This is a genomic window from Methanocalculus chunghsingensis (assembly GCF_018132105.1).
Classification (GTDB): Archaea; Halobacteriota; Methanomicrobia; order Methanomicrobiales; family Methanocorpusculaceae; genus Methanocalculus; species Methanocalculus chunghsingensis.
Window position 1 is genome coordinate 57,617 of sequence record NZ_JWHL01000014.1, and the last position, 12,027, is coordinate 69,643.

Consider the following 12,027-nt stretch of genomic DNA (forward strand, 5'->3'; position numbering starts at 1 on the left):
CCTTGGGGATATGCATGCAATCATCTATCGGTGGCCGCGATACCTCATCTCCCTCTTCCTCATCATCACGTTGAATTTTGCCCTTCCGAGGATGATGCCGGGGGACCCGATAGCCAATCTGATCGGAGAGAGTGCGTACGTCTCTGAGGCGACGATTCAGGAGATCACACAATCTCTCGGACTGGATCGCCCCCTTCACGAGCAGTTCACACTCTATCTTCAGAGCCTTGCATCCCTTGATCTCGGATACTCCTATCTGCTTCATGCTGAGGTCTCTTCAATCATCATCGAACGGATGATCTGGACGCTGGGTTTTGTTGGTATTGCCACTCTGATAGGAGTGATACTCGGTGTTCTGCTCGGTGCAGCCGCGGGAATGAACAGGTCACAGAAGAGCTCACAGCTCTGGACCTACGGATCCATAGCAATATCAAGCACGCCCCCGTACTTCCTCGGACTTATCGCCCTCTCAATCTTCTCCTTCCATTTCGGCCTCTTCCCTCTGAAGGGAGCTCCGGCAACGGGCGGTATCCTCACATGGCTTCACCACCTTGCTCTTCCCATCGCTGTCCTCGCACTCTTTATCGCTGCACGAAATTGTCTGATCATGAGGGGGAGTGTCATACAGGAGCTTCATGAACACTATCCCCTCTATGCCAAGGCAAAAGGGCTGACCGATCGGATGGTTTTGAGACGACATATACTTAAAAATGCATCCCTCCCGGTGATCACACAGATCGCCCTTGATATCGGGTTCATCTTTTCAGGTGCACTTTTTATTGAGATCGTCTTCTCAATGCCGGGAATGGGGATGCTCATCTATGATGCCGTCCTCTCCCGCGACTATCCAATTCTTGAAGGATGCCTTCTTGTGATTGCGATTATGGTTATCCTCGCAAATATTGCCGCTGATATCCTCTATGGAATCATCGATCCGAGGATCAGGAGGGGGGAATGAATCGGGCAGGTCTTATCGGGTTTGCCATTCTCTCGATTTTTTTCCTGATGGCAGTTGCTCCATGGATCTTCGCTCCCTATGATCCATATATCCGGTTCACTCCATATGCAGAACCTGGTACTGACCACATCCTTGGAACAAATGATATGGGCCATGATATCCTCTCTGAGCTGATATACAGTGCCCGTGCTTCCCTCTTCGTTGGTTTTGTCGCTGCAATACTTGCCACCCTCCTCGGGGTGATCATCGGTATCATCGCAGGCTACTATCGTGGGTGGATCGAAGATCTTCTGATGGGGGTAACCGACATCTTCCTGATGATCCCAAAGATTCCGATGATCATCATCATCGCAGCGTTTCTCGGATCAGGGATCTGGGTTCTGATCCTGGTGTTTGGAGCATTCTCATGGACAGCTATCGCACGGATTGCCAGATCCAAAGTCCTTCAGATCCGGGAGAGTGGATTTGTTCTGAGTGCACGCTGCCTTGGGTTCTCCAACAGATTCATCATGGCGAGAGAGATCGCTCCAAACCTCACCCATATCGTCTTTCCTAAGTTCATGCTCCTGGCTGCATCAGCAATGATCACCGAGGCATCCATCTCCTTCATCGGACTTGGCGATCCGTCCATGAAGAGCTGGGGGGTGATGCTCTCATTTGCATTCACAAAAGGGGGACTGCTGAATGGTATGTGGTGGTGGTATATTCCACCAGGAATTGCCATCTCTGTCTGTGTCATGGCAATAGCCCTCATCGGATACTCCCGTGAGAAAGGAGCTGATATCGGGGTGAGAGGATGAGCAGGCTCCTGGATATAAAGAACCTCTCTGTTTCATTTGTTTCAGGTGAGGAGACCGTCAGGGCAGTAACAGACGTCTCATTCGATCTCTGTGAGGATGAGGTGCTGACACTTGTCGGTGAGACGGGGTGTGGCAAATCAATCATCGCTCATGCGATCTCCGGCCTCCTTCCACCTGAGGCACTTGTTTCTGGAGAAATCCGGTATAAAGAAAAGGATCTCCAGAGCATCCCTGAAGAGGAGCGTGTTCTCCTGCGGGGTTGTGAGATCGGGATTGTCCTCCAGAACCCGTCTCGTGCATTAAACCCTCTCTATACCATCGGCCACCAGATTCGAGAGACGATCCTCCGCCATACTGAAAAGAGTAAGGAAGAGAGTAATAGAATGGTGGCTGGAGCACTCCGGCGGATGGGGTTTTCAGATCCCGGTATCGAGATGAAGAGGTATCCGTTTGAGTCATCCGGCGGGATGAACCAGAGGTTCGTCATCGCTTCCTCAACGATCCTCTCCCCGGATCTTCTGATCGCAGATGAACCAACAACAGGACTTGACCGGTCACGTATTCAGGATGTCATCACTGAGTTTGAGCGAATCATGGAAGAGGAGGAGATGGCTATCATTCTCATCACCCATGATCTCGCGGTTGCCCGGAGACTTGCTGACCGGATAGGGATTATGTATGCAGGAGAGGTGGTCGAGATGGGGGATGCAAACCGCATCTTTGAAGAGCCGTATCATCCCTATACGAAAGGGCTCTTTGGAAGCCTGCCGGAGAACGGATGCGTTCCAATCCCGGGAGTATCACCACCAATGAGTCGTATCGTCTCTGGGTGCCGGTTCCATCCACGGTGTGGCAAAAGAACGGCAGTCTGTGAGAGAGATCATCCTCAGCTTGGTATGATTGACGATCGATATGTGAGGTGCCACCTGTGCCACTCGCAGTAGAAAATATAGAGAAGAGCTATTTGCGCGGCCATTTCAGAAAAGTCCCGTTTGATGTACTGAAGGGAGTTTCACTGGAGATTCAGGAAGGGGAGACAGTCGGGCTGATGGGAGACTCGGGATCCGGAAAGAGTACCCTTGCGAGGATTCTCGCCGGACTTGACAGACCGACATCCGGGAGGATCCTCTACGAAGGGAGTGACATACACCGCATGAAGAGGTCCGAATTCCGATCCTATCGCCGATCCGTTCAGATGGTCTTCCAGGATCCGGCCAGTGCATTAAACCCGATGAAGACGATCAGCCGATCCCTTGAGGATGTGGCGAGGCTTGCCGGGGTAGGGAGTGATGGCATTGAAGAGGCGATCAGGGAGATGCTCGCGGTCGGAGGTCTTGATCCCGAGGTGTTGCGACGATATCCGGACCAGATTTCCGGAGGACAAATCCAGCGGATTGCCCTTGCACGGGTACTCTTTCACAGGCCATCCTACCTGATCCTGGATGAACCGACATCAGCACTTGATGTATCGGTGCAGGCACAGATCCTTCAGCTGCTCCGCACTATCCAGAAAGAGACAGGAATGGGGTGTCTCTTCATCTCCCATGATGAAGCGGTCGTCAGGTTCATATCAGACAGGGTTGTGAGGTTAGCAGACGGAGAGATCTCTTCAGACGAACCGCCGGGAATCTGAGATGACATCAAGGATCACCGGTTTTTCCTGTTTCAATGCCTCTTCGAGAGCAGGGGCGAGATCCTGTGGTTCCAAAACCCGTATCCCAACCCCCCCGCAGACCTCTGCATAGGCGGCAAAGTCCGGGTTCTTCAGGTCGGTTCCGAAGTTTTCGTAATGCTCCATCAGCTGCTCGACCTGGATCATCCCGAGCTCCCGGTTATTGATGACGATCACAACCATCGGCAGGTCGTACTTCACTGCTGTGACGAAGTCGGCCATCGCCTGGGAGAAGCCTCCATCGCCGGTGATACAGACGACCTTCTTATCAGGATACGCACATTTTGCCGCAATTGCCGCAGGGAACCCAAATCCCATCGTGCCGAGGTACCCGCTCATACAGAACCGCTGCTTCTTCATCCGGAAGTTACGTCCGAACCACCACTGGTTCTCACCGACATCAAGGGCGATGACGCAGTCATCAGGAAGCGTCTCAGAGAGGACCTGCATAATATAGGGGGGACGAATAGGGAGAGCATCGGGATCTGCCTCACGGTTGCGTTGATCGATCCACTCCTGCTTCATACGGGCGATCTCATCGGTAAGACCCGGACGCCGCTTCTCAGTCACCATGCCGGTTATGAGCGGGATGGTGAGCGAACAGCTCCCCCAGAGCGGTATCGTCTCCGGACCGATCCCGAGCCGGACCGGGTTGGTATCAACCTGGATGATCGGTGTCTCTGTCGGGACGTTGGTGAACTTTGAGAAGCTTACGCCATAGGTGATGATGAGATCAGCCCGCTCAACGAGGGTGCGTGCCTGCGGAGAGCCGAGCGAGCCGAGGACCCCTATCACCCGGGGATGATCCTCGGGGATGATGCCTTTGGAACGGAAGGTGGTCAGAATCGGGGCATCGATCTTCTCAGCCTGTGCAATGATTGCGTCACCATCTGGGTATGCACCATATCCGGCCAGGATCACCGGATGCTCGGCGGCCTCAATCGCCTCTGCGGCCCGGCGAAGCGATTCATCATCGGGTGTGATTCCCGGTTCGGTGATGACGATCTCCCGCCTGCATATCGCCGGATCGAGCCGTTGTTTCTGGATATCATTTGGGACAGAGAGCTGCGCGACACCATGGCGGAGTCGGGCATACCTGACGGCACGGGTGAGGAGGAGAAGGGTCATCTTTCGATCAGAGATGGTATTATTATAAACCGTGATCGGCCGGAAGAAGGCGTCCTGGTCGATCTCCTGCAGCCCATACTCACCGGTGTACTGGATCGAAACCTGGCCGTTAATGGAGAGAACCGACGCTCTATCTTCTTTTGCATCATAGAGTCCGGTAGCCAGGTTGGTTGCACCCGGTCCGGCTATGGTGAGGCAGGCAGCCATCTCTCCGGTGAGCTTGTTATAGGCTGATGCGGCCATTGCTGCCGCCGCCTCATGCCGGACAACGATATACCGCATCCGCTCATCCCGCCGGATAGCATCGACAAGACCAAGGGAGGATGTCCCCGGGAGTCCGAAGACGAGGGTAATCCCGGATGCAAGGAGTTCTTCAATAATGGCATCCGATACGGTCTTTTCGGACAGGTCATGGGTGATTGTATCCCTCCGTACCATCAGAAACGCCGATCGGGCCGCACCACAGACCGGGCATCGCCAGCTGTCATCAAGTTCGGCAAACCGGGTTTCTGCCGGAGTATCGGTCGCTGGCTCACCAGTCTCTTCATCATACCGGTAGTTGCAGACACCGCACCGCCAGATCATCGGGATGGCGGGACCTGATCGATCTTCGGAAGGGATAGCAGAAAAAGCGTCCTTTCCAGCCGCACAGACCGGGCATCGCCAGTCATGAGGAAGGAGCTGAAAGAGGGTGTGTGGATCTGTTTTGGTTGAAGGCTCACCCGTCTCCTCATCATAGATATATCCGCAGACAGAACATCGCCATTGTGACATCATCAAACCTCGTATCTCTCAGATGATCTGACGAGATAATAGGTCTTGTGGAGTGGGGTGATCCGTCTCTTCCATATACCTTAAATAGAAAGAGATTGGAGATTCAGTATGTACGGCTCGATTTTGGGTATCCTGATTGCTGTGGTGATCGCAGTCGCCCTGTACTATCTCCTGAAGAAGGCGGTATATCTCGTCTATAATGCGATCATCGGTATCGTCCTCCTCTTCCTAATCAATCTGATCAATCTGATGGGTATCTTTGGAAGGCCGGATATCCCCATCAACCTTGTGACGATCCTGATCAGCGCAATCGGAGGGATCATTGGCGTTGTTATTGTTATCCTTCTCCATATCCTCGGAGTGCCCCTCTGAGGATTATCTTGTTTTCCGGGATTGTCTCTCGAATAGCACTTGCTTTGGAGGGGGATAACAGAGAATAAAGAATTGTTCAATCCCGGTGAATAAAACTTTACGAACTGGTGAACAGAAAAAGAGAGGGGGCGGGAGAGATTTACTCAGTTGTCTTCCCGTTGAAATGCTCATGGGATGCTTCAGCTTCAGCTTTTGTTGTATGGATCGTCTTATCCTGGTGTTCCGGTGGAGAGTAGATGGTATAGATTCTGAGATCGGCTGTTTGTGAGCTATTAATGACGTTATGTTCTGCACCGGCAGGAACGATGACGGCACTTCCATCTTTGACGACGTGTTCAACACCATCGATGACAACCTTTCCCTCACCCTGCTCGAACCGGAAGAACTGGTCGATGTCGTCATGGACTTCAGATCCGATCTCCTCGCCGGGCTTTAAGCTCATCAGCACGAGCTGGCTGTACTTTCCTGTATACAGAACCCGCCGGAAATCGGTGTTCTCTACTGTGTCTTTCTCAATATCTGCTGCAAAACCTTTCTTCATATCTATCCTCCATACTTTCTCACGGCAGATGGCCGTTATCACCACTTCGTCAAAGGATTATATTACTGCTTCGGAAAGGGCAATCCAGGAATACATTCACCCTCCGGGGCATGGTTTTTATTGCGCATTGGGAATATGAATAATATGAAGAGAACGAGGTGATATACGATGAATCTTTCAGCACCACATGTACAGGATATCGATCCAAAAGAGGTCGTCTATGTCTCATTTGTCGGAAATTATATCGGAAATACGAGCGTTTTTGAAAAACTGTTTGGCACGCTCTGCGGATGGGCAGGCGACAAGCAGTTGTTCGGGCCGGAGACCCGGCTTCTCTCCGCCTATTACGATGATCCCGATACGACCCCCCCGGAAGAACTGAGGGTCGATGTCTGTATGACGATTCCCCCCGGAATTGAGATCCCTCTGGACGGGGAGATACAGAGGCAGACACTCCCCGGAGGAAAATATGCCGTGATGCAGGCCGAACTCACCGGGCCGGAGGAGTACAGCCCTGCATGGTATGCGATAGCGGGATGGATCAACGAGAATAACCTTGAGCTCGATCTCTCACGCCCGGGATATGAGATCTATCTGAACTCTCCGGATGAGGACCCGGAGAAGCTCCACCGTGTTGAGATCTGCCTGGCTCTCAAATGAGGGGGAACCGGAGCCATTCACAGAGAGGAGGGGAACATATCCCCCTATCATACCAGGGTACGGTCCCGGAAGTCTCCGGGAATCTCACCCCCTCAATTCCGCCACCCGAAGCCCGTAGGCAACAGCAAAAAGATCAGAAGCCTCATGGAGGATAACCGCCACCGCGATCCCCATAATTCCAAGTGCGGCCGCCGGCTGCGCAGGCCGGGGACGATGCAGAAGAAGATGGTATTCTGCCCGATAATCAAATGTGAAGACCAGTGCCGTTTGTGACGGAGCCATCAGTTACCCTGCCTGTTACAGGGGATCTGATCGAGGGCTTTTTGGGGGGTTTTATCTTGTTCTGATGAAAACGTTTGAGAGAGGATAGTATATAGCAACTGTTTTATATTAAAATATCAATAGCCTTATCCTTACACATAATGAGAGTGAATTCCATGATGAATAAAATTTCTAACAGCCTTCTTCTGCTGCTGCTTATCAGCATTCTTGTCATAAGCCTTTCATTCTGCGCAGGATGCACCGATGCATCGAAATCCTCTTTCGGAACAGATATCTTCTGGACAGGAGTCTGGAACAGCACAACAGATGAGAGGGGAATAATGACGCTGATACAGGAGGGGGAGACGGTCTCGGGGATCTACAACAGATCTGATGCTGATCCTGTCAGGGTATCAGGAATACTATCAGAAGAAGGATACATTCTGACCGGCAGATGGGAAAGCAACAGTGCTGCAGGACCATTTGAACTGGTCATGGACACGGGGCAGGCCGCCTATAGCGGCTGGTGGATGAATGAGACGGTATCCGAGGAAACAACACCAATTCCATGGAACGGTACGAGAACGACTCCTCTGAAAGTATCATGGACCGGAATCTGGAAGGACGAGGTTGAAGGGGTCGGAGAGATGAAGCTCCATCAGGCAGGTAACACTGTACAAGGGACATACGGATACGATGGAGATTATGGTGCTATTTCCGGGACGCTATCAGGCGGAGGATACATCCTCACGGGAAGATGGTCCGAGAATGGTGCTGAAGGGCTGTTTGAGTTTACGATGACTCCCCGACAGGATGCCTTTACCGGCTGGTGGATAGATGGCGTCTTGTCTGATGATACAACCAAAAACCTGTGGAATGCTATCAGATCCATGCCGGCAAGCGAATCAGTAAAATAGAGATGATCGATCTTCATGGAGAAGATGCCTGAACTTTGAGAGTGATAATAAACAAAATTTATCATCTAATATACCAATGAAAGGATATGCCATCTCCCGGATCTGATAACACTCAGATCTCAATTCTTTACGTGGATGATGAACCGCCACTCCTTAAGGTAGGCCGGTTATTTCTTGAGAGAAGCAACGGAGTCCGGGTTAATACTCTTGATAAGGCACATGATGCACTTTGTGAGCTGGAGACGCGATCGTACGATGTAATCGTCTCCGACTATCAGATGCCAGGAATGGATGGAGTCGCATTTTTAAAGACACTCAGAGAGAGGGGGGATACAACCCCGTTCATCCTCTTCACAGGAAAAGGGAGGGAGGAAGTCGTCATCGAGGCATTTGAGGCCGGGGCAGACTTCTATATTCAGAAAGGGGGAGATCCAAGATCCCAGTTTGCCGAGCTTGAGAGGAAGATCAGAAAGGCTGTTGATCTTCACAGGGCAGAGAAGGCGAGCAGAAAGAGCGAAGAGAAGTACCGAACACTTGTGGACAGGTCAAGCCAGATGCTCTTCCTGCATGATCTCAACGGCAGGATCCTCGATGTCAATCAGAAGACGATCAAAACCACCGGCTACAGCATGGAAGAGCTCCTTTCGATGAATGTTGTGGATATTGACCCCGATGCAAAGATTCGTACAGATATTCAATGGCTCTGGAAAGATTCGCCAGTCATGGAAGACAGGATATTTCAAGTACGGCACCGGCGGAAGGATGGCTTAGTGTATCCCGCCGAGGTGCATGCAACCAAGGTGGCTATATCCGGCGAACCCTGCATCATGGCACTTGCCACCGATATCACCCAACGTAAGCAGGAGGAGGAGGCACTACGGGAGAGTGAAGAGATGTTCCGGGGCATCATCGACAATCTCCAGGACATCTACTACAGGAGCGATGCTGAAGGGATGATCACGATGGTGAACCACTCAGCAGCTTCCATCTTGGGCGTAGCTTCAGCTGACGAGATTGTTGGAAGGGCAGCTTCCGATTTCTGGGCATATCCTGAGGAACGCAATGAGTTTCTGAGACAGGTTAGAGCAGAGGGGAAGGTCTCCGATTATGAGGCGACACTCAAAAAGGCAGATGGCATTCTCCTCCCTGTTTCAGTATCCTGTCGCCTCCTTTTTGACAATTCGGGAAATGCAGCGGGGATTGAAGGAATCATACGGGATATCACCAGAAGAAAAAAGGCTGAAGAGGCACTCAGGGAGAGCGAGGAGAAGTTTCGGGCACTTGTCGAGCATTCACTCGAGGGGATCCTCATCGCCGACTTCTCAGGAAATATCCTGTTTATGAACCAGTCTGCCGGAGGAATCATCGATGTTGCTGATTACAAAGGGCTGGTAGGAAGAAGGAACGTGCTTGATTTTGTCGCACCTGAGTCAAAAGAGGATTGTCTCCGGGACTTCAATCAGGTTGCCCAGGGTATCGATGCCTACCTTGTGCTTTATCAACTGGTAACAGATGCGAAGCGAACCACCTGGGTGGAGTGTATCGGAAAAAGGATGGATTTTCAGGGCTTTCCTGCGATGCTCGTCTCGATACGTGATATCACTGAGCGGAAACTCACGGAGTTTAATCTTGCCGCTATACAACAACGACTGAAGGAGGTGCATCAGCTCGCAAATATCGGAACCTGGGACTGGATCATGGAGACAGACACCATGACCTGGTCTGAAGAGCTCTATGCCATTGCCGGGAGAGATCCGGCCCTTCCCGCACTGAATTACAAAGAACATCAGCCACTTTACACCCCTGCCAGCTGGGATCGTCTCAAACAAGCGATTCATCGGACACTGGAGACAGGTGAGCCTTTCAGGCTTGAACTTGAGATGGCCCGCCCTGATGGCACGATACGAAACGTGCATGCACTCGGCCGCCAGAGCCTTGATATCAATGGTAATTGCATCGGGCTTCATGGGGCAGTGCAGGATATTACAGACCGAAAGCGGACAGAGAAGGAATTGCAGAAGGTCTCTCTCTATACCCGCGGCCTTATTGAAGCAAGTCTTGATCCGCTCGTCACCATCAGCCCGGAGGGCCTCATCACAGACGTGAACCATGCTACCGAAAAAATAACAGGAATACCCCGAAAAAAACTTATTGGAAGCGATTTTGCTGATTACTTTACCGATCCCGAACAAGCAGGGAGAGGATATGCCGAAGCGTTTAGATCCGGATTTGTGAAGGATTATCCACTCACCATCCGCCACCGTTCCGGCAGGACAACGGATGTCCTCTATAATGCAAGTGTCTATGCCGATCAGTCAGGTACTGTACAGGGTGTCTTTGCCGCCGCACGTGACATCACCGAACAGAGAATCGCAGAAGAGGCCCTCCAGACAGCCAATCATAAGCTGCAGATCCTCTCATCCATCACCCGGCATGATATCCTGAACAAGATAATGATCCTTCAGGCATACCTTGACCTGACAATCGAAGAGATCGATGATCCAAATCTTTCAGCGTATCTGAGTGAGATAGATCGGGCAGGCAATGAGATCCAGCGGCAGATCGAATTCACCCGGACATACGAGGAGCTCGGGGTGAAGAAGGCAGCGTGGCATGAAGTCGAGGAGCTTATTACGGAAATCCCCTATTCCACTATCCCCGTTTATGCAGATTGCGGCGAATACCTGATCCTTGCTGATCCGATGATCGAGAGGGTCTTTTCCAACCTGATGGAGAATACTCTCCGGCATGCGGAGGGGGCGGGCTGGGTGGAGGTGCAGTGTGAGGAACAGAACGGCGATCTTCTGATCACCTGGGAGGATGACGGACCCGGCGTTCCTGACGACCAGAAGGAAGAGATCTTCAAGCAGGGCGTTGGAAGAAATACCGGCTTTGGCCTCTTCCTCGCACGGGAGATCCTGGCGATCACCGGGATAACCATTCATGAGACCGGGGTGCATGGTGAGGGGGCGAGGTTTGAGATCCGGGTACCGGCAGGGGTATGGAAGATGGAGAGGTGAGATAGGGAGATCCATCAGCTCTGAACCTGTGACGCTCATCTTCGACGGAAGGTGGGTGCCGGATCCTACTTTCTCCAGAGCTCATTCTTCTTAATTTCCTCCTTGCAATGGGGGCAGAGGTACGTCTCATTCTCCCCTCCTGTATCGGTCTCCCGTTTCATCGCTTCAGTAAAACCTGATGCCAGGATACCAGCAGGGAGGGCGAAGATACCGATGCCGATCAGCGCGATGATGGCCCCAAGCATCTTTCCAAGCGGAGTGATCGGGACAACATCGCCATACCCGACCGTTGTCAGGGTGATCACCCCCCACCACATTGCAGCCGGAATGCTCGCAAAGGCTTCCGGCTGTGCCATATTCTCTATCTCGTACATCAGGGTTCCGGCAATGAAGAGGGCAATCCCAAGAACGAGATACGTGGTGATCAAGGTATTCTTTTCGGATTTGATCACCCTGACGATCAGGTTGATCGAGGCCGAATACCGGAGCAGTTTGAAGAGACGGAAGACCCTCAGAACGACGAGTCCGGTCAGATTGATCTCGAAGAGAAGAAGAATGATGAATGGCAGGATGACGATGAGATCAATGAGGGCATAGGGGGTCATCGCCCATTTCAACCGTCCAATGAAAGGCTTTCGATAGATCGGATCTGCGGCTGATGCCCAGATTCGGATGATATACTCATAGATGAAGATCATCAGGGTGATGCCTGTAATGCTCCAGAGGGCATTATAGAGAGGAAGGCTGACCTCCTTCAGCTCAGAGATGCTGAGGAGAACCATTGCCAGGAGATTGGCAAGGATCGCTATGGTGATGAAGAGGCCGAAGAGATAGCTCCCTTCAGTACCACGCGATACCGGCTCCATGATATCATAGACCCGTTTCCTGATTGACGAGTAATTCAGTCAACTACCCACGACTGAA

General features: G+C 51.9%; 12 protein-coding genes. 8 read left to right on the forward strand and 4 right to left on the reverse strand.

The features are described 5' to 3' along the window. The first annotated feature begins 10 nt into the window (after window positions 1–10). The 4 genes from RJ53_RS08935 to RJ53_RS08950 are packed head-to-tail and all read left to right on the forward strand — an operon-like array spanning window position 11 to window position 3,391. Window positions 11–958 carry an ABC transporter permease gene (locus tag RJ53_RS08935; protein WP_211531277.1) on the forward strand — a complete coding sequence of 316 codons (948 nt, stop codon included), beginning with the start codon at window positions 11–13 and terminating at the stop codon, window positions 956–958. Next, window positions 955–1,758 carry an ABC transporter permease gene (locus RJ53_RS08940; protein WP_211531278.1) on the forward strand — a complete coding sequence of 268 codons (804 nt, stop codon included), beginning with the start codon at window positions 955–957 and terminating at the stop codon, window positions 1,756–1,758. The genes RJ53_RS08935 and RJ53_RS08940 overlap by 4 nt, the downstream gene beginning before the upstream one ends. Continuing rightward, window positions 1,755–2,702, forward strand: a complete 948-nt coding sequence (locus tag RJ53_RS08945) for an ABC transporter ATP-binding protein (RefSeq protein WP_211531279.1) — start codon at window positions 1,755–1,757, stop codon at window positions 2,700–2,702. The genes RJ53_RS08940 and RJ53_RS08945 overlap by 4 nt, the downstream gene beginning before the upstream one ends. Further along, window positions 2,687–3,391: an ABC transporter ATP-binding protein gene (locus RJ53_RS08950; protein ID WP_211531280.1), complete on the forward strand. Its 705-nt coding sequence runs from the start codon at window positions 2,687–2,689 to the stop codon at window positions 3,389–3,391. Before RJ53_RS08945 ends, RJ53_RS08950 begins: the two co-directional genes overlap by 16 nt. On the opposite strand, the gene RJ53_RS08955 is transcribed toward RJ53_RS08950, so the two are convergent. After that, window positions 3,368–5,335, reverse strand: coding sequence for a thiamine pyrophosphate-dependent enzyme (locus RJ53_RS08955; RefSeq protein WP_246496060.1), 1,968 nt, complete (start codon window positions 5,333–5,335; stop codon window positions 3,368–3,370). The two genes, RJ53_RS08950 and RJ53_RS08955, sit on opposite strands and share 24 nt — an antisense overlap. A 105-nt stretch (window positions 5,336–5,440) precedes the next feature. Here RJ53_RS08955 and RJ53_RS08965 point away from each other — a divergent pair, with 105 nt between their 5' ends. Further along, a complete protein-coding gene (locus RJ53_RS08965) occupies window positions 5,441–5,704 on the forward strand; it encodes a pro-sigmaK processing inhibitor BofA family protein (protein WP_211531281.1) in 264 nt (87 codons plus the stop codon). A 139-nt stretch (window positions 5,705–5,843) separates the two neighbouring features. Here RJ53_RS08965 and RJ53_RS08970 read toward each other — a convergent pair whose 3' ends face one another. Further along, a complete protein-coding gene (locus RJ53_RS08970) occupies window positions 5,844–6,245 on the reverse strand; it encodes a cupin domain-containing protein (RefSeq protein WP_211531282.1) in 402 nt (133 codons plus the stop codon). A gap of 168 nt (window positions 6,246–6,413) precedes the next feature. Between RJ53_RS08970 and RJ53_RS08975 the strand changes: the two genes are divergently transcribed. Beyond that, complete coding sequence (locus tag RJ53_RS08975; protein WP_211531283.1) at window positions 6,414–6,905, forward strand: AraC family transcriptional regulator; 492 nt, start codon at window positions 6,414–6,416, stop codon at window positions 6,903–6,905. A gap of 84 nt (window positions 6,906–6,989) precedes the next feature. Here the strand turns inward: RJ53_RS08975 and RJ53_RS08980 are convergent, their stop codons facing one another. Continuing rightward, entirely contained in the window at window positions 6,990–7,187 is a 198-nt protein-coding gene (locus RJ53_RS08980; protein WP_211531284.1) for a hypothetical protein, read from the reverse strand. A gap of 155 nt (window positions 7,188–7,342) precedes the next feature. On the opposite strand from RJ53_RS08980, the gene RJ53_RS08985 reads away from it, so the two are divergent. Both RJ53_RS08985 and RJ53_RS08990 read left to right on the forward strand, forming a co-directional pair. Continuing rightward, on the forward strand, window positions 7,343–8,083 hold the full coding sequence (locus RJ53_RS08985; protein ID WP_211531285.1) for a hypothetical protein: 741 nt from the start codon (window positions 7,343–7,345) through the stop codon (window positions 8,081–8,083). 86 nt (window positions 8,084–8,169) lie between these two features. Beyond that, window positions 8,170–11,103: a PAS domain S-box protein gene (locus RJ53_RS08990; RefSeq protein ID WP_211531286.1), complete on the forward strand. Its 2,934-nt coding sequence runs from the start codon at window positions 8,170–8,172 to the stop codon at window positions 11,101–11,103. 65 nt (window positions 11,104–11,168) lie between these two features. Here RJ53_RS08990 and RJ53_RS08995 read toward each other — a convergent pair whose 3' ends face one another. Further along, window positions 11,169–11,969, reverse strand: a complete 801-nt coding sequence (locus tag RJ53_RS08995; protein ID WP_211531287.1) for an ion transporter — start codon at window positions 11,967–11,969, stop codon at window positions 11,169–11,171. Between the last annotated feature and the right edge of the window lie 58 nt (window positions 11,970–12,027).

Coding starts and splice junctions, on each gene's coding strand:
- RJ53_RS08995 (WP_211531287.1), bottom strand. CDS start 11,969: ATGGAGCCGGTATCGCGTGGTACTGAAGGGAGCTATCTCTTCGGCCTC.
- RJ53_RS08940 (WP_211531278.1), top strand. CDS start 955: ATGAATCGGGCAGGTCTTATCGGGTTTGCCATTCTCTCGATTTTTTTC.
- RJ53_RS08965 (WP_211531281.1), top strand. CDS start 5,441: ATGTACGGCTCGATTTTGGGTATCCTGATTGCTGTGGTGATCGCAGTC.
- RJ53_RS08955 (WP_246496060.1), bottom strand. CDS start 5,335: ATGATGTCACAATGGCGATGTTCTGTCTGCGGATATATCTATGATGAG.
- RJ53_RS08985 (WP_211531285.1), top strand. CDS start 7,343: ATGATGAATAAAATTTCTAACAGCCTTCTTCTGCTGCTGCTTATCAGC.
- RJ53_RS08935 (WP_211531277.1), top strand. CDS start 11: ATGCATGCAATCATCTATCGGTGGCCGCGATACCTCATCTCCCTCTTC.
- RJ53_RS08975 (WP_211531283.1), top strand. CDS start 6,414: ATGAATCTTTCAGCACCACATGTACAGGATATCGATCCAAAAGAGGTC.
- RJ53_RS08990 (WP_211531286.1), top strand. CDS start 8,170: ATGCCATCTCCCGGATCTGATAACACTCAGATCTCAATTCTTTACGTG.
- RJ53_RS08945 (WP_211531279.1), top strand. CDS start 1,755: ATGAGCAGGCTCCTGGATATAAAGAACCTCTCTGTTTCATTTGTTTCA.
- RJ53_RS08980 (WP_211531284.1), bottom strand. CDS start 7,187: ATGGCTCCGTCACAAACGGCACTGGTCTTCACATTTGATTATCGGGCA.
- RJ53_RS08970 (WP_211531282.1), bottom strand. CDS start 6,245: ATGAAGAAAGGTTTTGCAGCAGATATTGAGAAAGACACAGTAGAGAAC.